This is a genomic window from Paenirhodobacter sp. (assembly GCF_050177655.1).
Lineage (GTDB): Bacteria > Pseudomonadota > Alphaproteobacteria > Rhodobacterales > Rhodobacteraceae > Rhodobacter.
In genome coordinates, this window is record NZ_JBFXGV010000001.1 from 99,146 (window position 1) to 122,789 (window position 23,644).

24 protein-coding genes are annotated in these 23,644 nt (G+C 64.8%); 15 read left to right on the top strand and 9 right to left on the bottom strand.

The window, feature by feature from the left end:
• Window positions 1-2: 2 nt before the first annotated feature.
• A complete protein-coding gene (locus tag AB7U46_RS00470) occupies window positions 3-521 on the bottom strand; it encodes an HdeD family acid-resistance protein (RefSeq protein WP_428334956.1) in 519 nt (172 codons plus the stop codon).
• Window positions 522-551: 30 nt separating this feature from the next.
• Window positions 552-1,958: a 3-isopropylmalate dehydratase large subunit gene (gene leuC, locus AB7U46_RS00475; protein WP_428334957.1), complete on the bottom strand. Its 1,407-nt coding sequence runs from the start codon at window positions 1,956-1,958 to the stop codon at window positions 552-554.
• Window positions 1,959-2,385: 427 nt separating this feature from the next.
• Here leuC and rsfS point away from each other — a divergent pair, with 427 nt between their 5' ends.
• The 9 genes from rsfS to AB7U46_RS00520 all read left to right on the top strand — a co-directional run bounded on the left by rsfS (window position 2,386) and on the right by AB7U46_RS00520 (window position 10,507).
• Window positions 2,386-2,748: a ribosome silencing factor gene (gene rsfS, locus AB7U46_RS00480; protein ID WP_428334958.1), complete on the top strand. Its 363-nt coding sequence runs from the start codon at window positions 2,386-2,388 to the stop codon at window positions 2,746-2,748.
• Window positions 2,749-2,757: 9 nt separating this feature from the next.
• Window positions 2,758-3,225 carry a 23S rRNA (pseudouridine(1915)-N(3))-methyltransferase RlmH gene (gene rlmH, locus AB7U46_RS00485; protein ID WP_428334959.1) on the top strand — a complete coding sequence of 156 codons (468 nt, stop codon included), beginning with the start codon at window positions 2,758-2,760 and terminating at the stop codon, window positions 3,223-3,225.
• A gap of 55 nt (window positions 3,226-3,280) precedes the next feature.
• On the top strand, window positions 3,281-4,000 hold the full coding sequence (locus AB7U46_RS00490) for a hypothetical protein (protein ID WP_428334960.1): 720 nt from the start codon (window positions 3,281-3,283) through the stop codon (window positions 3,998-4,000).
• A gap of 69 nt (window positions 4,001-4,069) precedes the next feature.
• Entirely contained in the window at window positions 4,070-5,593 is a 1,524-nt protein-coding gene (gene gpmI / locus AB7U46_RS00495) for a 2,3-bisphosphoglycerate-independent phosphoglycerate mutase (RefSeq protein ID WP_428334961.1), read from the top strand.
• Window positions 5,590-6,723, top strand: coding sequence for a murein hydrolase activator EnvC family protein (locus AB7U46_RS00500; RefSeq protein ID WP_428334962.1), 1,134 nt, complete (start codon window positions 5,590-5,592; stop codon window positions 6,721-6,723). The genes gpmI and AB7U46_RS00500 overlap by 4 nt, the downstream gene beginning before the upstream one ends.
• A gap of 18 nt (window positions 6,724-6,741) precedes the next feature.
• Window positions 6,742-8,142 carry a S41 family peptidase gene (locus tag AB7U46_RS00505; RefSeq protein ID WP_428334963.1) on the top strand — a complete coding sequence of 467 codons (1,401 nt, stop codon included), beginning with the start codon at window positions 6,742-6,744 and terminating at the stop codon, window positions 8,140-8,142.
• A gap of 49 nt (window positions 8,143-8,191) precedes the next feature.
• Entirely contained in the window at window positions 8,192-8,677 is a 486-nt protein-coding gene (locus AB7U46_RS00510) for an RNA pyrophosphohydrolase (RefSeq protein WP_428334964.1), read from the top strand.
• 80 nt (window positions 8,678-8,757) lie between these two features.
• Window positions 8,758-9,855, top strand: a complete 1,098-nt coding sequence (locus AB7U46_RS00515; protein ID WP_428334965.1) for a GSCFA domain-containing protein — start codon at window positions 8,758-8,760, stop codon at window positions 9,853-9,855.
• Window positions 9,845-10,507 (top strand): hypothetical protein, encoded by a 663-nt coding sequence (locus tag AB7U46_RS00520; RefSeq protein WP_428334966.1) that lies wholly within the window; start codon window positions 9,845-9,847, stop codon window positions 10,505-10,507. Before AB7U46_RS00515 ends, AB7U46_RS00520 begins: the two co-directional genes overlap by 11 nt.
• On the opposite strand, the gene nadC is transcribed toward AB7U46_RS00520, so the two are convergent.
• From nadC to AB7U46_RS00555, 7 genes are all read right to left on the bottom strand, one after another.
• Window positions 10,504-11,349, bottom strand: a complete 846-nt coding sequence (gene nadC, locus AB7U46_RS00525; RefSeq protein ID WP_428334967.1) for a carboxylating nicotinate-nucleotide diphosphorylase — start codon at window positions 11,347-11,349, stop codon at window positions 10,504-10,506. The genes AB7U46_RS00520 and nadC overlap by 4 nt on opposite strands.
• Window positions 11,346-12,899 (bottom strand): L-aspartate oxidase, encoded by a 1,554-nt coding sequence (locus AB7U46_RS00530; protein WP_428334968.1) that lies wholly within the window; start codon window positions 12,897-12,899, stop codon window positions 11,346-11,348. Before AB7U46_RS00530 ends, nadC begins: the two co-directional genes overlap by 4 nt.
• On the bottom strand, window positions 12,896-13,948 hold the full coding sequence (gene nadA / locus AB7U46_RS00535) for a quinolinate synthase NadA (RefSeq protein WP_428334969.1): 1,053 nt from the start codon (window positions 13,946-13,948) through the stop codon (window positions 12,896-12,898). Before nadA ends, AB7U46_RS00530 begins: the two co-directional genes overlap by 4 nt.
• Before the next feature lie 102 nt (window positions 13,949-14,050).
• Window positions 14,051-14,746, bottom strand: a complete 696-nt coding sequence (gene dnaQ / locus AB7U46_RS00540) for a DNA polymerase III subunit epsilon (protein WP_428334970.1) — start codon at window positions 14,744-14,746, stop codon at window positions 14,051-14,053.
• Window positions 14,739-15,335 carry a dephospho-CoA kinase gene (gene coaE, locus AB7U46_RS00545; RefSeq protein ID WP_428334971.1) on the bottom strand — a complete coding sequence of 199 codons (597 nt, stop codon included), beginning with the start codon at window positions 15,333-15,335 and terminating at the stop codon, window positions 14,739-14,741. The genes dnaQ and coaE overlap by 8 nt, the downstream gene beginning before the upstream one ends.
• Window positions 15,332-16,171 (bottom strand): shikimate dehydrogenase, encoded by an 840-nt coding sequence (locus tag AB7U46_RS00550; RefSeq protein WP_428334972.1) that lies wholly within the window; start codon window positions 16,169-16,171, stop codon window positions 15,332-15,334. Before AB7U46_RS00550 ends, coaE begins: the two co-directional genes overlap by 4 nt.
• Window positions 16,168-16,767: a Maf family protein gene (locus AB7U46_RS00555; RefSeq protein WP_428334973.1), complete on the bottom strand. Its 600-nt coding sequence runs from the start codon at window positions 16,765-16,767 to the stop codon at window positions 16,168-16,170. Before AB7U46_RS00555 ends, AB7U46_RS00550 begins: the two co-directional genes overlap by 4 nt.
• A 395-nt stretch (window positions 16,768-17,162) precedes the next feature.
• Here AB7U46_RS00555 and AB7U46_RS00560 point away from each other — a divergent pair, with 395 nt between their 5' ends.
• The 6 genes from AB7U46_RS00560 (at window position 17,163) to AB7U46_RS00585 (ending at window position 23,644) form a co-directional block, all read left to right on the top strand.
• Window positions 17,163-17,627 (top strand): CopD family protein, encoded by a 465-nt coding sequence (locus AB7U46_RS00560; protein ID WP_428334974.1) that lies wholly within the window; start codon window positions 17,163-17,165, stop codon window positions 17,625-17,627.
• Between the two features lie 134 nt (window positions 17,628-17,761).
• Window positions 17,762-19,030 (top strand): transcription termination factor Rho, encoded by a 1,269-nt coding sequence (gene rho, locus AB7U46_RS00565; RefSeq protein ID WP_428334975.1) that lies wholly within the window; start codon window positions 17,762-17,764, stop codon window positions 19,028-19,030.
• An 18-nt stretch (window positions 19,031-19,048) separates the two neighbouring features.
• Window positions 19,049-20,347, top strand: a complete 1,299-nt coding sequence (gene mnmE / locus AB7U46_RS00570) for a tRNA uridine-5-carboxymethylaminomethyl(34) synthesis GTPase MnmE (RefSeq protein WP_428334976.1) — start codon at window positions 19,049-19,051, stop codon at window positions 20,345-20,347.
• A 12-nt stretch (window positions 20,348-20,359) separates the two neighbouring features.
• Window positions 20,360-22,222, top strand: coding sequence for a tRNA uridine-5-carboxymethylaminomethyl(34) synthesis enzyme MnmG (gene mnmG, locus AB7U46_RS00575; RefSeq protein WP_428334977.1), 1,863 nt, complete (start codon window positions 20,360-20,362; stop codon window positions 22,220-22,222).
• Window positions 22,219-22,836 (top strand): 16S rRNA (guanine(527)-N(7))-methyltransferase RsmG, encoded by a 618-nt coding sequence (rsmG, locus tag AB7U46_RS00580; RefSeq protein WP_428334978.1) that lies wholly within the window; start codon window positions 22,219-22,221, stop codon window positions 22,834-22,836. The genes mnmG and rsmG overlap by 4 nt, the downstream gene beginning before the upstream one ends.
• Complete coding sequence (locus AB7U46_RS00585) at window positions 22,829-23,644, top strand: ParA family protein (RefSeq protein ID WP_428334979.1); 816 nt, start codon at window positions 22,829-22,831, stop codon at window positions 23,642-23,644. Before rsmG ends, AB7U46_RS00585 begins: the two co-directional genes overlap by 8 nt.

Genomic DNA, 23,644 nt, shown 5'->3' on the forward strand with positions numbered 1-23,644 from the left:
GGTCACATATCCGATTTCTTGAGGGCAAGGCCCAGGGCAATGAGGGTGGAGCCGATCACGACAAGCTCGATCGCGAGCAGCGTTCCAAGCAGGATCAGGCTCGATTCCGGCACGTTGAACAGGATGTAGAGGCCAAGCGCCGCCGTGATCACGCCCGAGAGCAGCATCATCCAGAAGGTGCGCGTGCCGCTGAAGGCAAGCGCCACCATGGCACGACCGGCCCCGGAAACGAGGAAAATCGCGCCGAGGACGATGGTGAGCGAGACGAGGCCCTTGAGCGGGTTCGCAAGCATCCAGACGCCGACGACGAGTTGCAGCAGCGCGAAGAGCATCAGCCAGCCGCGCGCCGGAATCGTCGTGTCGGAGAACCCGGCCCAGAGGCCGAGCACCCCGCTGAGAAGGAACATCCAGCCCACGAAGACCGCCACGGCGAGCGAGGCGGGCAGCGGGAACAGGATCGCGATCAGCCCGCCCAGAAGGGCGAGGCCGCCGGAGACGAAGAGAGCCGTGGTGCCTTTCATCCTAACCTCCTTGGGGCGTCCGGCCCCGGATCACATCAGTTCGCGCACGTCGGTCAGGTGACCGGTGAGCGCCGCCGCCGCCGCCATCGCCGGGGAGACGAGGTGGGTGCGGCCATTGCGGCCCTGACGGCCCTCGAAGTTGCGGTTCGAGGTCGAGGCGCAGCGCTCGCCCGGGCTCAGCTGATCGGGGTTCATCGCGAGGCACATCGAGCAGCCGGCCAGCCGCCACTCGAAACCGGCGTCGATGAAGATCTGCGCGAGACCCTCTTCCTCCGCCTGCAGGCGCACGAGGCCCGAACCAGGAACGACCATGGCGCGCATGCCGTCCTTGATCTTCTTGCCCTTCACGATCGCGGCCGCGGCGCGCAGATCCTCGATCCGGCCATTGGTGCACGACCCGATGAAGACGGTGTCGATCTTGATGTCGGTGAGGTTCATGCCCGGGGTGAGGCCCATGTAGTCGAGCGAACGCTTCGCCGCCTCGACCTTGCCGCCGGTGAAATCCTCCGGCGCCGGAACCTTGCCCGAGATCGGCAGCACGTCCTCGGGCGAGGTGCCCCAGGTCACGACCGGCTCGATCTCTTCGCCCTTCAGCGTGACGACCTTGTCGAAATGCGCGCCCTCGTCGGTGAAGAGCGTCTTCCACCAATTCAGCGCCGCTTCCCATTGCGCGCCCTTCGGCGCATGGGGACGGCCCATGACATAGGCGAAGGTCTTCTCGTCCGGCGCGATCAGGCCGGCGCGGGCGCCGCCCTCGATCGCCATGTTGCAGACGGTCATGCGGCCTTCCATCGAGAGATCGCGGATCGCCTCGCCGCAATATTCGATCACATAGCCGGTGCCGCCCGCGGTGCCGGTGGCGCCGATCACCGCAAGGGTGATGTCCTTGGCGGTGACACCCGGGCGCAGCTTGCCGGTGATCTCCACCTTCATGTTCTTCGATTTCTTCTGGATCAGCGTCTGGGTGGCGAGCACATGCTCGACCTCCGAGGTGCCGATGCCATGGGCGAGCGCACCGAAGGCGCCATGGGTCGCGGTGTGGCTGTCACCGCAGACGACGGTCATGCCCGGCAGCGTCCAGCCCTGTTCCGGGCCGACGATATGCACGATGCCCTGACGGATGTCGGTCACCGGGTAGTAGTTGATGCCGAAATCCTTCGCATTCTTGTCGAGCGCCTCGACCTGAATGCGGGATTCCTCGTTGTCGATATGCGTTTCACGGCCCTCGGTGGTGGGCACGTTGTGATCCGGCACGGCGATGGTCTTTTCCGGGGCGCGCACCGGGCGGCCCGCCATGCGCAGGCCCTCGAAGGCCTGAGGCGAGGTGACCTCGTGCACGAGGTGGCGGTCGATATAGAGCAGGCAGGTGCCGTCGGCGTCTTCGGAGACGACATGGGCGTCCCAGATCTTGTCGTAGAGGGTCTTCGGAGCGGACATGGCTCTCACTTTCTGGCTTCGAATGGCTGAATGGGATCGCGCGGCGCGGGGCCGCGAAGACAGGGGCATCGCCCCCGCGCCGAGCTCAAAGTCGGGCGAGGATCGAGCGGCTTTCGCCGTAGAAGCGCTCGCGGAGGCGGGCGCGATCGTCCATGTCGAAAATACGGATCATGGCGCGCGATATAGGCCATCGGCCCGAGTCCCGCAAGGAAATCCGCGGCCCGCGGGGCGGTCTCGGGTTGACATTCCCGCGCCATTAAGCGAGCCGGCGGGAAATCGCGCCCTCTCGGTTGAGATTTCACGGGCGCGATGTTACGTTTTTGATATGCCCTGCGCCGGGGCCATTCGGCGCGTGGACCCTCCGGAGGACAATGTCCTGTCTCATCTCTCACCCGCGTCCGTCGCTTCGGACGCAAAGGCGGCCCTGATGACGAGCCCTCTCGCAAGTGCCGAAACGACGAGCGACCAGGTTCTGGCGCGCGTCATCGCCTCCCTCGAAGACGACAAGGCCGAAGATATCGTCACGATCGACCTGCGCGGTCGCTCGTCGATCGCGGATTACATGGTGATCTGCTCGGGCCGGTCGTCGCGTCAGGTCGGCGCCATCGCCGAAAAGCTGACCGAGCGGATGAAGGAAGAATTCGGCCGGATCTGCAAGATCGAAGGCAAGGAGCAGGGCGACTGGGTGCTGATCGACGCCACCGACGTCATCGTCCATGTCTTCCGCCCCGAAGTGCGCGAATTCTACCAGCTCGAGAAGATGTGGATGCCCTCGGGCACGCGCGTCTGATCCCTCGCGATGAAGGTCACGATCTGCGCCGTGGGGCGGCTGCGCAAAAGCCCCGAGCTTGCGCTGATCGAGGACTATCTCGATCGCTTCACCAAGGCGGGGCGGGCGATCGGCCTTGGCCCGGCCTCGGTGATCGAGGTCGAGGACAAGAAGAACCTTGGCATGGAGGCGGAGGCCGCGCTGATCGAGCGCGCGCTGCCTGCCGGTGCCGTGGTCGTCACGCTCGATGAGCGCGGAGACCTAGTGAGTTCCCCCGAATTCGCGACGCGGCTGGGCAACTGGCGTGATGCGGCGCGCGATGTCGCCTTCGTGATCGGCGGGGCGGATGGCATCGCGCCCGGGCTGCGCGCGAAGGCGGACTGGTCGCTCAGCTTCGGGCGAATGGTCTGGCCGCATATGCTGGTGCGGGTGATGCTTTCGGAACAGCTTTACCGTGCCGGGCAAATCCTTGCCGGGACGCCCTATCACCGCGTCTGAGCCGGTTGCAGCCTCAGCTTGCGGCGCTATGCTGCCCCCAACGCAGGAGGCGGCGATGCAGACACTCGAAGAGATGGCGATTTCTCCGGCGGCGATCTCGACCCGCGGGATGATGCTGCTTGGCTATCAGCGCACACATTTCATCAGCGCCTCGTCGCGCACGGCCTGGGAGGCGGGCGATCCCGCCCCGCTCGAGACCGAGGTCGGCGTGCGCGGCAGCGAGATCTTTCGCCTCACCCTCGACGAGGTCTGGAAGGAATATCTGCCGATCCGCACCGCGTTGATCGCCGCCGGGCGCCAGCCGAAAAGCGTGATCGACATCGGCTGCGGGCAGGCGTTGAACGACGTGCTCCTGGTGAAGGATTTCGCGCCGAAGGTGACGCTGATCGACATCGAGGAGACCTTCGCGCAATACCACAGCTGGAACGGCTTTGGGTCTGGCTATGCCTCGCTGAACGATGCGGCGGCCTTCCTGCGCGACAATGGCGCGACCGACGTCACCCCGATCAATCCGCGCCGCGATCCGGCCGCGATCGAGGGGCTCAGCGCCGATCTCGTCACCAGCCTGATCTCCTGCGGGTTCCATTACCCGATCGGCGATTACCTCGAGATCTTCCTCGCCACGCTCGAGGCCGGGGGGGCGGTGATCCTCGACATCCGCAAGCGCTATTTCAAGAAGCCCGACGAGGCCCTGCGCATCCTCATGCAGCGCAGCCGGCGGATCGAGCTCGAAAGCCTCGAACCCAAGGCGATGCGCCTGATGTTTACCGCCTGAGAGCGTCACCATGGTTGCCGTTTCGCCGATGCGGGCTTAAGTATCGGGCGTATTCCAAAGGAGGCCGCCATGTCCCGTCCGAAGCCTGTCGTTCTGTGCATTCTCGATGGTTGGGGCGAGCGGCCCGAGCGTGAGGGCAACGCGCCGCTTCTGGCGAACACGCCCAACCTCGACAAGGTCTGGACCGGCTGCCCGAAATCGACGCTGATCACCTATGGCCCCGATGTCGGCCTGCCGACCGGGCAGATGGGCAACTCGGAAGTCGGCCACACCAATATCGGCGCCGGGCGCGTGGTGGCGATGGATCTGGGCCAGATCGACCTCGCGATCGAGGATGGCAGCTTCTTCAAGAACGAGGCGATCCTCGCCTTCATCGACAAGGTGAAGGCGGCCGGGGGCCGGGCGCATCTGATGGGCGTGATCTCGGATGGTGGCGTGCATGGGCATATCGAGCATGTCCTTGCCGCCTGCAAGATGATCGCCGGGGCAGGGGTGCCGGTCGTCGTGCATGCGATCACCGACGGGCGTGACGTGGCGCCCGACAGCGCCGCGCACTTCATCGACGACTTCGTCGCGCGTCTGCCGGCGGGCTGCACGATTGGCACGGTGATCGGCCGCTATTGGGCGATGGACCGCGACAACCGCTGGGAGCGCGTCGGCCTTGCCTATGAGGCGATGGTGGAGGCGAAGGGTCTGAGCGCCGCGACGCCGGCCGAGGCGGTGGCGCAGAGCTACGCCAAGAAGGAGATGGACGAATTCATCAAGCCGACCGTGATCGGCGATTATGCCGGCACGGCGGATGGCGACGGCTTCTTCTGCCTCAATTTCCGCGCTGACCGGGCGCGCGAGATCCTGCGCGCGCTGGGCGAGCCCGGTTTCGCCGAGATCGACGTCTCGAAGCGGCCGAGCTGGTCGGCGATGCTCGGCATGGTCGAGTATTCGACCGGCCACAACGCCTATATGACCACCGCCTATCCGAAGCGCGACCTCGTCAACACGCTGGGCGAATGGGTTTCGAAACAAGGGCTTACGCAGTTTCACTGCGCCGAGACCGAGAAATATCCGCATGTGACCTTCTTCCTCAACGGCGGCAAGGAAGCGCCCTGGGCGGGCGAGGATCGCTTCATGCCGAAATCGCCCAAGGTCGCAACCTATGACCTGCAGCCCGAAATGAGCGCGCCGGAGGTGACCGCCCATTTCGTCGATGCGATCGAGAAGGGCTATGACCTGATCGTGGTGAACTACGCCAACCCCGACATGGTCGGCCATACCGGGAGCCTGCCCGCCGCGATCGCCGCCTGCGAGGAGATCGACCGCGACATGGGCAAGGTGATCGCCGCGCTGAAGGCCGCCGGTGGCGCGATGATCGTCACCGCCGACCACGGCAACTGCGAGACGATGATCGACCCGGTCACCGGCAAACCGCATACCGCGCATACCACGAACCCGGTGCCTGTCGCCCTTGTCGGCGGGCCCGAGGGGGTGACGCTGCGCGATGGCGGGCGGCTCGCCGATCTTGCGCCGACGCTGCTTGACCTGATGCAGTTGCCGGTGCCGCCCGAAATGACCGGCAAGACGCTGATCGTCCGTTGATGCGGGCTGCGATCGTCGCGCTGATGCTTGGCGCCGGGGCGGCTTCGGCCAGCCCCGCGACCGATGTCGCGCTGAAGGCGGCCGACGATCTGCGCAGCTCGATCGCGGCGCTCGATGCGGCGAAGACGAAGGCGGATCGCGTCGCGGCGCTCACCGCGACGATTTCAGCCTATGAAAAGGGGCTGGGTGCGCTGCGCGACGGGCTGCGCCGCGCGGCGATCCGCGAACGCGAGATCGAGGCGGGGTTCGACGCGAAGCGCGAGGATATCGGCCGGCTGCTCGGCGTGATGAGCACGATGGAGCGCTCCGAGGGGCCGCTTTTGCTGCTGCATCCGGCGGGGCCGCTGGGCTCGGCGCGGTCGGGCATGGTGCTTGGCGCGGTGACGCCCGCGCTGCAGGCTCAGGCGGAGACGATGCGTGGCGATCTTGAGGAGATCAAGGCGCTGCGCGCGGTGCAGGGCAATGCCGAGCAGGTGCTCGAAAGCGGGCTCGCCTCGGTGCAGGAGGCGCGCACCGCGCTGAGCCAGGCGGTTGCCGACCGCACCAACCTGCCGAAACGCTATCTCGAGGAGCCGGAGGATCTGCGCAAGCTGGTCGAAAGCGCCGACACGCTCGAGGGGTTCGCCACCGGGCTTGCCGATCTCGACAGCGACATCGGCGCGCCGATGGAGGATTTCGCCGGGGCGAAGGGCACGTTGCCGATGCCGGTGCTTGGCACCCTGCTGCGCAAGTTCAACGAGGCGGATGCCGCGGGGATCCGCCGCCCCGGCCTGGTGATCGCGACGGCGCCCGCCGCGCTTGTCACCGCGCCCTGGCCGGCGACGGTGCGCTATCGCGGGCCGCTGCTCGACTACGGAAATGTGATGATCCTCGAGCCGGCGGAAGGCTATCTTCTGGTTCTGGCCGGGCTTGGCACCGTCTATGGTGAAACCGGCGACGTGCTCGCCGCCGGGGCGCCCGTCGGGCTGATGGGCGGAACCGAGCCGGGCGCGCAGGAATTCGGGGCGGATTTCGTTCAGGCGGCGCAGAAGGGCGGTAGCGCCGGGCGGACGGAGACGCTTTATATGGAACTGAGGAAGGGCAAGCAGCCCGTGGACCCCGCCGCGTGGTTCACCCAGACGAAAAACTGACAGGATCAAGGGTCGAGAATGAAAAAGTTCGTCATGGCCGCGTTGGGCGGCACTGTCGCCGGGGCGTTGATTTCGGCGCAGGTCGCTCCGCTCCTGGCGCAGGAGACCACGAAGTCGAGCTCGGTCTACGAGCAGCTCGACCTGTTCGGGGACATCTTCGAACGGATCCGCTCGGATTACGTCGAACCGGTCGACGACAAGAAGCTGATCGAGGCCGCGATCAACGGCATGCTCAGCTCGCTCGATCCGCATTCGAGCTACCTGCCGCCGGACGATTACGCCGACATGAAGGTGCAGACGCGCGGCTCCTTCGGCGGGCTCGGCATCGAGGTCACGCAGGAGAACGGCGCGGTCAAGGTCGTCTCCCCGATGGATGGCACGCCGGCCGCCGCCGCCGGGATCCAGACCGGTGACTTCATCACCGCGGTCGATGGCGAGAGCCTGATGGGCCTCTCGCTCGACCAGGCGGTCGACAAGATGCGCGGCCCGGTCGGCAGCGAGATCACCGTGACGATCGTGCGCGACGGGCAGCAGGAGCCCTTCGACGTGACGATGACGCGCGACACGATCAAGCTTACCGCGGTGAAGGGCCGGCTCGAGGGCAAGACCGTCGTGCTGCGGATCACCACCTTCAACGACCAGACCTTCCCCAACCTGCAGGACAGCCTGAAGAAGGCGGTCGCCGACGCCGGCGGCATGGACAAGGTCGACGGCATCGTGATCGACCTGCGCAACAACCCGGGCGGGTTGCTGACCCAGGCGATCGCGGTCTCGGACGCCTTCCTCGACAAGGGCGAGATCGTCTCGACCCGCGGTCGCAAACCCGAGGACAGCGAGCGGTTCAACGCGACGCCGGGCGATCTTGCCGATGGCAAGCCGATCGTCGTGCTGATCAATGGCGGCTCGGCCTCGGCCTCGGAGATCGTGACCGGTGCGCTGCAGGATCATCATCGCGCGATCGTCGTCGGCACCAAGAGTTTCGGCAAGGGCTCGGTGCAGACGGTGATGCCGATCAAGGGCGAGGGCGCGATGCGCCTGACCACGGCGCGTTACTACACGCCCTCGGGCCGCTCGATCCAGTCGCTCGGCATCGCCCCCGACATCGTCGTGCCGCAGCCCGCGGCGCAGCCGGAAAACCCCGATGCGCAGGCCGAGGATCAGCAGAAGACCCGGTCGGAGGCCGATCTGCGCGGCGTGCTTTCGAACGACTCGATGACCGAGGACGAAAAGAAGCAGGCCGAGGAAGAACGCGCCAAGGCGGAAGAGGCGGCGAAGCTGCGGCTCGAGGATTACCAGCTCGCCTATGCGATCGACATTCTCAAGGGGCTGTCGGTGATGGGTGCGGATGTGGGCGCGACCGAGCATGCCGAGGCCGCGGCGCCAGCGGACAAACCCACCGAGGCGAAGCCGGCGAATTGAGATCGGGGGCCTTCGGGCCCCCTTTTCCGGCCCAAACGGGACAAGAAAGATGAAGAAAAAAGAGATCGAAACGCTGCCCTATCGCCGCAACGTCGGCGTCGTGCTGATCAATGCCGAGGGGCAGATCTTTGCCGGGCAGCGGATCGACAACCCCGGCCCCGCCTGGCAGATGCCGCAGGGGGGCATCGACAAGGGCGAGAAGCCGAAGGAAGCCGCGCTGCGCGAGCTTGGCGAGGAAACCGGCATCCGGCCGGATCTTGTCGAGAAGATCGCGAAGACCGAGGATTGGGTCACCTATGACCTGCCCGAGGAGCTGCTCGGCAAGATCTGGGGCGGCAAATATCGCGGGCAGAAGCAGAAATGGTTCCTGTTCCGCTTTCTCGGGCAGGATGGCGACGTCAACATCGCCACCGAACACCCCGAGTTCTCGGTCTGGCAATGGATGGGCCACGAGGAGCTGCTCGCGCAGATCGTGCCCTTCAAGCGCGCCGTCTACGAAGAGGTTTTCACCGCTTTCCGCGAATATCTGCGTTGATCTTCCCCGGATTTGCGACTTGACTGGAGCCGGCGCCGCGAGGGGCCGGTTTTCTGTTTGCAGCAAGGCGTGGCATTTCGATGACGCAGAAGAAATCGGGGGATAACCCCTATCGCCACATTCCGCCCCGGGGCTTCTGGCGCACGGCCGTGGCCGAACCGGGCCTCTTCGGAATGTCCGAGCTCTGGAATTCGGTCTGGACGCTGCCCTCGGATGCGGTCTTTGCCACCTTCGGCTCGTGTTTCGCACAGCATATCAGCCGCGCGCTGCTGGCCCGGGGCAAGAACTGGCTGAACGCCGAGCCCGCCCCCGGCCGCACCCCCGCCGAGATCGCCAAGACCTTCAACTACGGCATCTTCTCGGCGCGCACCGGCAATATCTACACCGCGGCGCAACTCCTGCTCTGGGCGCGGCTCGCGGCGGAGACGATGCCCGCCGAGGAGATCGAGCTCTGGACCGACGGGGCAGGGCGTGTGCATGACATGCTGCGCCCGAAGATCGAACCCGAGGGCTTCGTCTCGGAGGCGGAGGCGCGCGCCTCGCTCGCCTCGACCGCCCGGGCCTTCCGGCGCTGCATCACCGAAGCGGATGTCTTCGTCTTCACGCTGGGGCTCACCGAGGGCTGGATCAACACCCGGACGGGGCAGAGCTATTCGATCTGCCCGGGCACCGGGGTCGGCACTTTCGACGCCGAGGTGCATGCGTTCAAGAATTACACCTATCCCGAGATCCTGCGCGATCTCGAGCTTGCGCTCGAGCTGATGTGGGGGCTGAACCCCGAGCTGAAGGTGCTGCTTACGGTTTCGCCGGTGCCGCTCGTTGCGACCGCCTCGGGGGATCATGTGCTCTCGGCGACGCAATATTCGAAATCGGTGCTGCGTGCGGTGGCGGGCGATGCCGCGCATCGCCATGCGGCGGTGGATTACTTCCCCTCCTATGAGATCATTGCGGCCCCGCCGACGCGCGCCGCCTTCTTCGAGCCGAACATGCGCGGCATCGCGCCTTCGGGCGTCGATTTCGTGATGGGGCATTTCTTCGGCGGGCTCGATCTTTCCGGCCCGGCGCGGGGGCGCGTGGCCGAGAGCGAGGCGGAGAAGGCCGCCGAGAGCGACGCACGTGCCGCGCGGGAAGAGCTCGTCTGTGAGGAAATGATCCTGGAGCGGTTCAATGAAGCCTGATCTGCTGCTTCTCGGCGACAGCCACACGATCGCCCTGGAAGAGGGGGCGCGCAGCCTCGGCCTTGATGCCGCGGCGCTCCGCTATGGCGGAAATGTCTGGCACGAGGGGAAATTCGGCTGGAATGACAACGGGTTCTTCCCGAAAGGGTCGAACCTCGGGCGGCGCGTGCTTGGGCAGATGCAGGAGCGGCTGGGGGTGAAGAACGTCTTCTCCGTCGGCGCGCCGGTGCTGACGACGGTCGGCTTTCACCTCGGCCGGCTGACGCGGCCCTTCAACTGGTTCGATCATGCCGTGATGGGGCCCGGAGATCCGGCGCCGACAAGCGGGCTGCTTGCCTCCGATGCGCTGGCCGAGGCCTATGTCGCCCATTTCCGGGGCGCGCATATCCGCGTGCTCAAGCGCCTCTCGCGCGAGGCGAAGCTGATCGTCGTGCCGCCGCCGGCGATCTCGGAGGAGCCGAACTTCCGGCAACTGCGCGCCATCGTGATCCGGCTGATGCAGCGCGCGGGGCTCGAGGTGTTCGACGCGGCCGAGGCGCTGCACGGCGCCGGCCCGGTTCCCGCGCATCTGATCGAGGCCGATGGCCAGCACATGACCGCCGAATATGGCGCCATGGTGATCGAGCGGCTGCGCGACGAGAAGCGGATCTAGAAGTCGAGACCGAGGTCGAGCGTGCTGGCCGAATGCGTCAGCGCGCCGACCGAGATGTAATCGACGCCGGTCGCCGCCACCTCGGCGATCCGCGCAAGGCGCATATTGCCCGAAGCCTCGAGCACGACGCGCCCGGCGGTGATCTCGACCGCGCGGGTCAGCGTGGGCGTGTCCATGTTGTCGAGCAGGATCACGTCGGCCCCGCCGATCGCGAGCGCCTCCTCGAGCTGGGCGAGGCTGTCGACCTCGAGCTCGACACGCATCATGTGGCTGCGCGCGGCCTTTGCCGCCTCAAGCACGGGGCGGATGCCGCCCGCCGCGGCGATGTGGTTATCCTTGATCAGGATCGCGTCCGAAAGCCCGTAGCGGTGGTTCGAGCCGCCGCCATGCGCGACAGCCGCCTTTTCCACCATGCGCAGGCCTGGCGTCGTCTTGCGGGTGCAGGTGATGCGCGCCTTCGTGCCCGCCGTCTCGGCGACGAAGGCCGCGGTGAGCGTGGCGATGCCGCTCAGCCGGCCTGCGAAATTGAGCGCGACGCGCTCGCCCATCAGGATCGCGGCGGCGTCGCCCTCGATCTCCATCAGGGTCTGACCGGGGGTGATCGGGCTGCCATCGGGGACATGGGTCGTCACCTTCAACGCCGGATCGACGAGGCGAAAGGCGAGGGCGGCGATCTGCATCCCCGAAACGACGCCCGGTTCGCGGGCGTTGAGCCGCGCGGCGTAGCGGGTGCCGGCGGGGATCACCGCGCGGGTGGTGGCGTCGCCCATCGGCGCGAGATCTTCGGTCAGCGCGGCGCGCACGAGCGGTTCGAGCAGGAAGTCGGGCAGGGCGGACGTCATTTTTCCTCCAGCGCCGCGGCGCGGATTGCGCGCGCCTCGGTCAGCGTCATGCGGGTGCGTTTGGCCTTTTCAGGGTCCGGTTTCGGGAAATCGGAGCGGAAATGACCGCCGCGGCTTTCGTGGCGGGCGAATGCGCCGGCGGCGATCAGCGTCGCGGTGGCGAGCATGTTTCGCAGGAGTTCACTTTCCGCCCCGGCCTCAAGCGCGGCGATCACACCAAGCGCCGTTTTCAGCCCCTCGGCATCGCGTACGACGCCGACCCCATCGGTCATCGCGCGACGCAGCTTTGCGACGGCTGCCTCGTCGACGATCTCGCCGCCTTCGGGGAAGTCGATCGAGATCGGGTCCGCCGCGGTGATCGGGCCGAGCGTCTCGCCGATGCCGATCGCACAGATCCGGGCGAAGACGAGGGCCTCGAGCAACCCGTTCGAGGCAAGGCGGTTCGCGCCGTGCAGGCCGGTCGAAGAGGCCTCGCCGCAGACCCAGAGCCGGCCGAGCGAGGCGCGACCGCGGTCGTCCACCGCGATGCCGCCCATGTGGTAATGCGCGGCGGCGGCAACCGGGATCGGCTGTGAAACAGGGTCTATTCCCGCGCGTTTGCAGGCATCGGCCACCGCGGGAAAACGTGTGATCACATCGGCGCCAAGACAGGCGCGGGTGTCGAGCATCGGGTTCCGCCCGGCCTGCCGTTCGAGGTAAACCGCACGCGCCACGATATCGCGCGGCGCAAGTTCGGCATCCTTGTGGATCGGAAGCATGAAGCGCTCACCGGCCGCATTGATCAGCACCGCGCCTTCGCCACGCAGGGCCTCGGTCGCGAGCGGGGCAGGGTCTTCGCCCGAGGCGATCGCGGTCGGATGGAACTGCACGAATTCCGGATCGGCGATCACTGCGCCCGCGCGCGCCGCCATGCCGATCACCTGGCCGCGGATGCGCGGCGGGTTGGTGGTGACGGCAAAGAGCCCGCCGGAGCCGCCGCCCGCCAGCAGAACCGCCGGCGCACGGATCAGCAGGCGCCCCGAGGGGGTCGTCGCGCGTTCGATCCAGACGCCGGTGACGGTGCCGTCCTCGACCTCGAGACCGGAAGCGAGCACGCCTTCGGCGACCTGAACCGAGGGCGTGCGGCGAATTTCGGCGATCAGCGTCTGCATGATCTCGTGGCCGGCCTGATCGCCCTTCACCCGCACGACGCGGGCCATCGAATGCGCCGCCTCGCGCGACATCACATAGCCGCCCTCGGCATTGCGGTCGAAGGGCGTGCCGAGCTCGGTGAGGTCGAGGATATGGTTGCGCGCCTCGGAGGTCACGAGCTGCGCGATATGCGGATCGACCGTGCCGGCGCCGGCAATCTCGGTGTCATGCGCATGCGATTCCGGCGTGTCGGGCGCGCCCATCGCGGCGGCGACACCGCCCTGCGCCCAGGCGGAGGAGGCGCCCTCGCCAAGCACTTCGGGCGAGATCACCAGAACGGGACGCGGCGCCAGTTTCAGCGCGGCATAAAGCGCGCCGAGCCCGGCGCCGACGATGACGATACGCGAGGTTTCGATCACTTCGAGATCTTCCGCGAGAGGTCGATCATCCGTTCGACCGCGACCCGCGCCTTGGCGGCGATCGCGGGATCGACGAAGACTTCCTCGCTGCCGGTATGAAGCGACCAGAGGATTTTCTCGAGAGTGATCTTCTTCATGTAGGGGCACATATTGCAGGGGCCCACAAAATCTACCCCGGGCAGCGCATCGGCGATGTTCGAAGCCATCGAGCATTCGGTGACCAGCATCGCGTGTTCCGGATGCTCGCGCGTGACATAGTCGATGATGCCGGAGGTCGAGCCGGAGAAATCCGCCTCCGCCACGACATCGGGCGGACATTCGGGGTGCGCGATGATCCGGGTGTCGGGATGGAGCGCGCGAAACTCGCGCAGATCCCGGGCAGTGTATTGCTCGTGCACGATGCAGGAGCCGGCCCACCAGACGACCTTCTTCTGCGGCACCTGGTTCGCGACATTCTGCGCGAGATACTGGTCCGGCGTCATGATGATCGTATCCTCGGGCAGCGCCGCGACGATCTGCGCGGCGTTCGAGGAGGTGCAGCAGATGTCGGACGCGGCCTTCACCTCGGCCGTGGTGTTGACGTAGCTCACCACCGGCGCACCCGGATATTTCGCCCGCATCTCGGCGATCCCCGCGGCGGTGATCGACTCGGCGAGCGAACAGCCCGCCTCGACATCTGGGATCAACACGCGCTTCGCGGGGTTCAGGATCTTCGAGGTCTCCGCCATAAAATGCACGCCGCATTGCACGATGGTTTCTGCCTCGACCTTCGTCGCCTCGATCGCGAGCTGAAGGCTGTCGCCCACGACATCGGCGACCCCGTGATAAATCTCGGGGGTCATATAGTTATGCGCGAGGATCACCGCGTTCTTTTCCCGCTTCAGCCGGTTGATCGCGCGGATATAGGGCGCGTAACGGGCGAAATCGGGCAGCGGCACGACGCGATCCATGCGGGCATGGATGTCGCGCATCTCTTCGGCGAGCGTCAGCGAAGGCGCGAGGTCATAGGCCTCCGCCAGGGTGGCGCGCATCGCGGCAAAGTCCAGCATGGGTCCCTCCCCCAAAACCGAGAACGGGATGCATGTAAGGGCAATGTGCGCAGGGTTAAATGGGAAAATCGTCGCGCATGACACAAATATGGCAGGCGTGACCTAGCGGGAGCGATTCCAGATCGCGTTCTCGCCAAGCTTTTTCACGAAGGCGGCGTGGGCCTCGGCCTCGTCTTCGGTCAGACGCGAGGGGAGCGGAACCGGGCGCGGACGTGGGCGCCAATCGTCGGCGATTTGCGCGGTTTTGGCCGGAACAGGGTCGATTGTCAGGCCGAAAACCGGCTGCCGGCCGCCGATCAGCTCGAGATAGACCTCGGCCAGGATCTCGCTGTCGAGGAGTGCCCCGTGCAGCGTGCGCGAGGAATTGTCGATGTTGAAACGGCGGCAGAGCGCATCGAGCGAGGCAGGTGAGCCCGGGAACTTGCGGCGCGCCATCATCAGCGTGTCGATCGCGCGGTCGTTGGCGATCAGCGGCTTTTGCACCCAGCCAAGCTCGGCATTGAGGAATTTCATGTCGAAGGCGGCGTTGTGGATCACCAGCTTCGAATCCGCGCCGATGAAATCGATGAACTCCTGCGCGATCGCGGCGAAGACCGGCTTGTCCTTCAGGAAATCGTCGCCAAGGCCGTGAACCTCGAAGGCCTCGGTCGGCATCGAGCGTTCGGGGTTGATGTATTGGTGATAGGTGCGGCCGGTGGGGACGTGGTTGAAAAGCTCGACCGCACCGATCTCGACGATGCGGTCGCCTTCGAAGGGTTCGAAGCCGGTGGTTTCGGTGTCGAGGACGATCTCACGCATGGCGGCTCCTGATTTCCGCGATCAGGTTTCGCACGGCGGTGCGGGTGTCTTCAAGCGTGTGGGTTTCGATGACGTGATGGGCGCGGGCGCGTTTATGCGCGTCGGGCAACTGACGTTCGAGGATCAGATCGAGCTGTGCCTCGGTCATCTGGCCGCGGGCGAGGACGCGTTCGCGCTGGATATGCGGGGGAACGGAGACGACAAGGACGGCATCGCAGATCGCGTCGGCGCCTGTCTCGAAAAGGAGCGGAATGTCGAGCAGGATCAGATCGGCGTCGGAATGTGCGGCGATGAAGGCCTCGCGCGAGGCGGTGGTGAGCGGATGAACGATGGATTCAAGGCGCGACAGAGCCGATTTGTCGGCGTTAAGGATTTCGCGCAGGCGGGCGCGATCCACCGCGCCCGCGACGACGGCGCCTGGAAAAGCGGCGTCGATCGGGGCCACGGCGGCCCCTCCCGGCGCGTAGAGCGCATGCACCGTCGCATCGGCATCCCAGATCGGAACGCCTTCCTCGGCGAACATCTTCGCCGTGGTCGATTTCCCCATGCCGATCGAACCGGTCAGCCCGAGAAGGAACGGTTTCGTCATGCCGAGAGCACCACATCGCGCAATTCGGGCGTGACCTCCGGGCGTTGACCGAACCAGCGCTCGAACCCGGGCACGGCCTGATGCAGCAGCATGCCGAGCCCATCGACCGTGGTGCAGCCCATCGCCGCCGCCTCCTCAAGCAGGCGCGTGCGCAACGGGGTATAGACGCAATCGGTTACCACTGCCGCGGGTGTCAGCGCGTCGAGCGGCACGCGGAATTCCGCCTTGCCCTGCATGCCGAGGGAGGAAGTGTTCACCACCGTCAGCGCATCTTCGAGCATGTTGCCGGCCTGCACCCAGTCGTAGACGACGACGCGCGCGCCGAATTCGGAGCGCAGCACCTCGGCGCGGGCGCGGGTGCGGTTGGAGATGCGGATCTCGGGGCAACCGACTTCGAGGAGCGAGGCGACGATCGCACGCGCGGCACCGCCGGCGCCGATCACCGCGGCCGGGCCGGCGGTCGGCTGCCAGTTGGGGGCGCCTTCGCGCAGGTTCGCGATGAAGCCGTAACCGTCGGTATTGTCGGCGTGGATCTTGCCATCGGCGCGAAAGATCAGCGTGTTCGCCGCGCCGATCAGCGCCGCGCGATCGGAGATCACATCGGCGATGGCCAGCACCTTTTCCTTGTGCGGGATGGTGATGTTGCAGCCGACGAAACCGGCCTTGGGCAGGGTGCGCAGAACGGTTTCGAGATCGTCCTCGGCGACGTCCATCGGGATGTAATGGCCGCGGATACCGTAATGGCGCAGCCAGTAGCCGTGCAGCGCGGGAGAACGCGAATGCGCGATGGGGGAGCCGATCACACCGGCAAGCGGGATACGGGGGTGATCACTCATGTCGTCAACTCTCCACGCACATGCAACCAGTTCAGGAATTCGATGAGCGGCAGGCCCAGGACCGCAAAGTAATCGCCTTCGACGGCGGAGAAAAGCCGCACGCCTTCCTCCTCGAGCTTGTAGCAGCCGACGGCGTGGCGAATGCTGTCCCAGTTGCGCGCGACGTAATCGGCGATGAAGGGCTCGGAGAGCGGATGCATCGTGAGGCGGACCTCGGCGATGTGGCGCCAGAGCGGAGTGCCGTCGCGCAGCACGACGAGGGCGGAGAGCAGCCGGTGGGTTCGGCCCGACAGCGCGCGCAGGTGATCGGCGGCGTCTTCCGGGGTTTCGGGCTTGGCGAGGATGCGACCGCCGAGGTCGAGGATCTGGTCGGCGCCGAGCACCATCTTGCCCGGATGGCGCGCGGAAAGCTTTGCCGCCTTCATCTCGGCGAGCGTGTCGGCGATGTCGCGGGGCTTCGCCCCCTCGGCCTCGAGCGCAGTGCGGATCATCTCCTCGTCGATCCGGGCGGGCTCGGCGGTCACCTGCAGCCCGGCGGAGCGCAGCAGCTGCGCACGGATTTCGGAGGAGGAGGCGAGGATCAGATCGGGGGGCATGTGGATAACCGCAGGGAGAAGCCCTTGGGCAAGGCTGTGGGGAAAAGTGCTCGGCCGAGTCCTCCCCAATTCGTTCAGGGTTTGTCAAGGAATGACGGCAGGACTCCCACAGCTGGAAAACCGATCACAGCGGATGTGAGCGACTCCGGATCTCCCCCGGTTCGCGGATTTCGTCCGGCTCTTTGTCCACAGATGTCAATTTTATAAAGGATTGCTCAAGAAGGAAAATTTTCCGTTTTCCACGATTTTCTTCAGAGCGGGGTCAGGCCCGATCCTGACTGGGAAGAACCGGTTGAAAAGCCGGTAATCCCCAGTATCCACAGCCCAATCATAATCATCATCTTTTCTTTTCTTTATTTATTTTATTAAGAAGAGGGGCCGAAACGGAGGCTCCCATGACCGATCTGCTTATCGACTACTACCTCTGGATCAAGGCGATGCATGTGATGTCGGTGCTCGCCTGGATGGCGGGGCTGTTCTATCTGCCGCGGCTTTACGTCTACCATGTCGAAGGGCTGAAGAAGCAGGGCGTCGTGCCCGGGTCGGAGATGGATCTGCTGTTCCGGCATCAGGAGCGGCTCCTGATGAAGGCGATCATGCAGCCGGCGATGATCTCGAGCTGGCTTTTCGGGCTGATGCTGGTGTTCACCCCGGGGATCGTCGACTGGGAGATGACCTGGAGCTGGGCGAAGGCGGCGGCGGTGATCGGGATGACCGGCTATCATTTCTACCTCGAGGTGGCGCGTAAGCGCTTTGCCGCGGAAGAGAACCGGCTCACCGGGCGGCAATGGCGAATGCTGAACGAATTGCCGACGCTCTTCATGATCGTGATCGTGATCTCGGTGATCGTGAAATACTGACGCCAGATTGACTCGTTCGCTCTGAAGACCTATTTCGGAGGCAGCCCCGGCCGTCCGGCCGACAGGTTCTGCTTTGACATGAGATGATACTGCGCTGCCCGGGACCGGGTAGGCGCCCTTTGCGGATGGATGCGATGACCGAACGTTTGAACCTTGCCGATCTGAAGGCGAAGAGCCCGAAGGATCTTCTGGCGATGGCCGAGGATTGGGAGATCGAGAACGCCTCGACCATGCGCAAGGGCGAGATGATGTTCTCCATCCTCAAGGAGAATGCCGAGGAAGGCGTCGAGATCGGCGGCGATGGCGTGCTCGAGGTGCTGCAGGACGGGTTCGGCTTCCTGCGCTCGCCCGAGGCGAACTATCTGCCGGGCCCGGACGATATCTACGTTTCGCCCGACATGATCCGGCAATACAGCCTGCGCACCGGTGACACGGTCGAGGGGATCATCCGCGCGCCGGGCGAGAACGAGCGGTATTTCGCGCTGACCTCGGTCGAGAAGATCAACTTCGAGGATCCCGACAAGGCGCGCCACAAGGTCAGCTTCGACAACCTCACGCCGCTTTACCCGGACGAGCGGCTGAAGATGGAGATCGAGGATCCGACGATCAAGGATCGTTCGGCCCGGATCATCGACCTCGTCGCGCCGATCGGGAAGGGGCAACGTTCGCTGATCGTGGCGCCGCCGCGCACGGGTAAGACGGTGCTTTTGCAGAACATCGCGCATTCGATCGAGGTCAATCACCCGGAGTGCTACCTGATCGTTCTGCTGATCGACGAACGCCCGGAGGAAGTGACGGACATGCAGCGCTCGGTGAAGGGGGAGGTGATTTCCTCGACCTTCGACGAACCGGCGACGCGGCACGTTGCGGTGGCGGAAATGGTGATCGAGAAGGCGAAGCGCCTGGTCGAGCACAAGCGGGACGTGGTGATCCTGCTCGACTCGATCACCCGTCTGGGTCGCGCCTATAACACCGTGGTGCCGAGCTCGGGCAAGGTGCTGACCGGCGGTGTCGATGCGAATGCGTTGCAGCGGCCGAAGCGCTTCTTCGGTGCGGCGCGCAATATCGAGGAGGGCGGCTCGCTGACGATCATCGCGACCGCGCTGATCGACACCGGCTCGCGCATGGACGAGGTGATCTTCGAAGAGTTCAAGGGCACCGGCAACTCGGAAATCGTGCTCGACCGCAAGGTCGCGGACAAGCGCGTCTTCCCGGCGATGGACATCCTCAAGTCGGGCACCCGCAAGGAAGACCTGCTCACCGATCAGAAGGATCTGCAGAAGACCTATCTGCTGCGCCGCATCCTGAACCCGATGGGCACGACGGATGCGATCGAGTTCCTGATCTCGAAGCTGAAGCAAACCAAGACCAACTCGGAATTCTTCGATTCGATGAACGGCTGAGGCCGGGAAGGTTCGACGATGGAGACGATCTTTGCGCTGGCCTCCGCGCGCGGTCGCGCGGGGGTTTCCGTGATCCGTGTGTCCGGACCGCAAGCGAAGAACGCGGCGCTGGTCCTTTGCGGGAGCTTGCCGAAGGCGCGGCAGGCCGGGGTTCGACGTATCACCTGGCGGGGGGATGTGATCGACGACGCGCTGGTGCTGTCCTTCGATGCCGGGGCGAGTTTTACCGGCGAGGATGTCGTCGAATTTCAGGTGCATGGGTCGGTCGCGGTCGTGAAGGCGGTGCTTGCGGCGCTGGCAGAACAGCCCGGCTTGCGTGTGGCGGAGGCGGGGGAATTCACCCGGCGGGCGCTGGAGAACGGGCGGCTCGATCTTTCCGAGGTCGAAGGTCTTGGCGATCTGATCGAGGCGGAAACCGAGCTGCAACGGCAGCGCGCGATGGCGCAGATGTCGGGAGGGTTGCGGCGGCTTGCAGACGATCTGCGCGCAAAGCTTGTCCGGGCGGCGGCACTGATCGAGGCGACGATCGATTTTGCGGATGAAGATGTGCCGGTGGATGTGACGCCGGAGGTGCTTGATCTGATCGGTGCGGTTCTGCCGGAGCTGCAGGCGCAGGTTGATGGTTTTGGCGTTGCGGAACGGTTGCGTGACGGGTTCGAGGTTGTGATCGTCGGGCGGCCGAACGCCGGGAAGTCGACCTTGCTCAATGCGCTTGCCGGGCGTGAGGCGGCGATCACCTCGACCATCGCGGGGACGACGCGCGATCTGATCGAAGTGCGGATGGATTTAGCCGGGTTGCCGGTGACAGTCGTCGATACTGCAGGTCTGCGGGAGGCTGGCGACGAGATCGAGCGGATCGGCATTGCGAAGGCGATCGAGCGGGCGCGAATGGCGGATCTTTGTGTGGCCTTGCTGGATGGCGCCGATCCGCTTCCGCTCTTGGCTGAGGTGGAGATCGACATCGCGGTCCAGGCGAAGGCCGATGAGGTGGCGGGGCCGATTCCAGCGGGCCGGATCGCCATTTCCGGAAAGACGGGGCAGGGTATTGCCGCACTGATCGAAGAGATCGGCAGGCGGCTTGAACGGAAGATAATGGGCGCGTCGGCGATCAATCGAATGCGTCATCTCGAGGCCGTGAGCCGTGCTATTATGGCTTTGGAATCGGCGCGAATTGAGGTATTGGGCAGCCCCGATCGGATGGAACTGGTGGCTGAACGGCTGCGCGAAGCTATTCGGGCACTCGAGTCGCTCGTCGGGCGCGTGGATGTCGAGCATCTTCTCGGCGAGATCTTTGCGAATTTCTGCATCGGCAAGTGAGGAGTGTTTCACGTGAAACATCTTGACGTCATTGTTGTCGGAGGTGGGCATGCCGGTACGGAGGCCGCCCATGCCGCAGCCCGCATGGGCGCGCAGACGGCATTGGTGACCCTGCGTCGCGATGCGATCGGGGTCATGTCGTGCAATCCGGCGATCGGTGGGCTGGGCAAGGGTCATCTCGTGCGCGAGGTCGATGCGCTGGATGGGGTGATGGGGAAGGCAGCAGACCGCGCCGGGATCCAGTTTCGACTGTTGAACCGACGGAAGGGGCCGGCAGTTCAAGGGCCGCGGGCGCAGGCCGATCGCAAGCTCTACCGGCAGGCGATGGCGGAATTTACCGACGCGCAGGAAAATTTGGAAGTTGTCGAGGGCGAGGCCGCGGATCTGATCGTAGAGGCTGGACGTGTTTGCGGAGTTCGTCTTGCCGACGGTGCGGAGCTTCGTGCCTCCGCGGTCGTGCTGACCACGGGGACTTTCCTGAACGGGGTGATCCATATCGGGGATCGAAAGCGCCCCGGTGGCCGAATCGGCGATCAGCCGTCCATCGCGCTTGCATCGCGCCTCAAGGATCTTGCCCTTCCGCTTGGTCGGTTGAAAACGGGGACGCCGCCGCGGCTCGACGGGAAGACGATCAACTGGGACATTCTCGAAACGCAGCCGGGTGACGATGACCCGGTGATGTTCAGCTTCCTGAACAAGGTGCCTGCCGTGCGCCAGGTCGCTTGCGGGATTACCCATACCAATGCGCGGACGCATGAGGTGATCCGTAAAAATCTGGGTCGATCCGCGATGTATGGCGGGCATATCGAGGGGGTTGGCCCAAGATATTGCCCGTCGATCGAAGACAAGATCGTGCGATTTGCGGACAAGGATTCGCATCAGGTGTTCCTGGAGCCCGAGGGGCTCGACGATGATACCGTTTACCCGAACGGCATTTCGACCTCGCTGCCGGAAGACGTTCAGGAGGATTATGTCCGCTCGATCCGGGGCCTTGAGGACGTTCGAATTCTGCAACCCGGCTACGCGATCGAATACGATTTCGTCGATCCGCGAGCCCTCAAAGCGACGCTCGAACTGAGGGCACAACCCGGGCTTTTTCTGGCGGGGCAGATCAACGGTACCACCGGGTATGAAGAGGCTGCGGCCCAAGGTCTGGTCGCGGGGCTGAATGCTGCGCTTTTGGCATTTGAGCGCGAGGAAATCGTCTTCAGTCGAACCAGCAGCTATATCGGCGTGATGATCGACGATCTGGTGACGCGCGGTGTTGCGGAGCCCTATCGCATGTTCACCTCGCGCGCCGAGTTCCGCCTTTCGCTGCGGGCTGACAATGCCGACCAGCGCCTGACCGGCCTGGGGGTTCATCTTGGTTGCGTGGGGTCCGTGCGTCGGGAGGCGTTTGAACGGAAGCTCGAAGCGTTGAACTCCGGCCGGACATTGATGTCCCGCCTCACGCTCACACCCTCCCAGGCCGCCGGTCACGGTTTGCGCGTTAATCAGGATGGATCGAAGCGCAATGCTTTCGAACTTTTGTCCTTTCCCGATATTTCTTTCAAACAGCTTTCCGAAGCACTTCCGGAGCTTGAAACGCTTTCGACAGAAATAGCGGAACAACTCTCGCGTGACGCGCTTTACGCGAATTATATCGCGCGCCAGGATCAGGATGTCGCGGCGATGAAGCGCGATGAACATTGGGAGATACCGGAGGGGTTTGATTATGGCGCTCTTCCGGGGCTCTCCACTGAACTCAAGATAAAGTTGACGCGGGTGCAACCGCGGACCCTGGCGCAGGCAGGGCGGGTCGACGGAGTTACGCCCGCGGCGTTGACCCTGATCCTTGCACGCCTTCGCCGCGTGGATGCGGAGCGCCGGGCATGACCGGGGATGATCGCCTCCGCCAAAGTGTTTCACGTGAAACATTGGAGCGCCTTGAAGTTTACGAAGCGCTCCTGATCAAATGGAACGCGGCGATCAATCTCGTTTCGCCTCAGACGCTCTCCCAGGTCTGGTCGCGGCACTTTCTCGATTCGGCGCAGATCTTTGATCTGTCATCGCCGAATACGCGGCATTGGGCTGATCTTGGAAGTGGCGGCGGATTTCCCGGGATGGTCGTTGCGATCCTGTCAAAGGAACACCGCACCGATATGCAGATCTCTCTTGTCGAAAGCGATCAGCGGAAATCTGCCTTTCTCGGAACCGTGGCGCGCACGCTCGATTTGCCCGTGCAGATCCATCCGAAGCGCATCGAGCAGCTTGCGCCGCTTCAGGCCGATGTCCTCAGTGCCCGCGCGCTGGCATCGCTTACCCAGCTTTTAGCATTTTCCGAGCGCCACCTTTCGCCAGAGGGAACCGCAGTTTTTCCGAAGGGGATCCGTTGGCGGGAGGAGCTTGCAGAAGCGCAAAAGACGTGGTCGTTTGGCTATGACGCGGTTCCAAGCCGGACCGACGCCGATGCCGTCATTCTGAAAATCGAGGGGCTGAAACGTGTCTGATCCGACGCGGCCAAAAGGGCCGAGAATCATTGCCGTCGCGAACCAGAAGGGCGGTGTGGGCAAAACGACGACCGCGATCAACCTGGCGGCAGCTCTGGCTGAACAGGGGCAACGCATTCTCCTTGTCGATCTCGATCCGCAGGGAAACGCCTCGACCGGCCTTGGCGTCGAACTCGAGGATCGCAAGTTCTCGACCTATGATCTTCTGCTCGACGATGCGCCGCTGGGCGCGGTCATTCAGCCAAGCACGATCCAGGGGCTCTGGATCTGTCCGGCGACGACCGATCTTTCCTCGGCGGACATGGAGCTCGTTTCCACCGAAAAGCGCAGCTTCCTGCTGCATGACGCGCTGCGCCAGATCGACATCGACGCCTATGAATTTGATTACGTCCTGATCGACTGCCCGCCGTCGCTCAGCCTTCTCACCGTCAATGCGATGGTCGCGGCGCAATCGGTTCTGGTGCCGTTGCAGGCCGAGTTTTTCGCGCTGGAAGGGCTTTCGCAGCTGATGCTCACGATTCGCGAGGTGCGGCAAAGCGCCAATCGCGATCTGCGGATCGAGGGCGTGGTTCTGACCATGTACGACGTGCGCAATAACCTGTCGCAGCAGGTCGAGGCAGATGCACGCGCAACATTGGGAGAGCTCGTGTTCCGAACGATGATCCCGCGCAACGTCCGGATTTCCGAGGCCCCATCCTATGCGCTTCCGGTGCTGAGCTACGACACTGGCTCGCGCGGGGCGGAGGCCTATCGCGCGCTTGCGAAGGAGATGCTCCTGCGGCATGCAGCGGCGAAACAGGGGGCATGA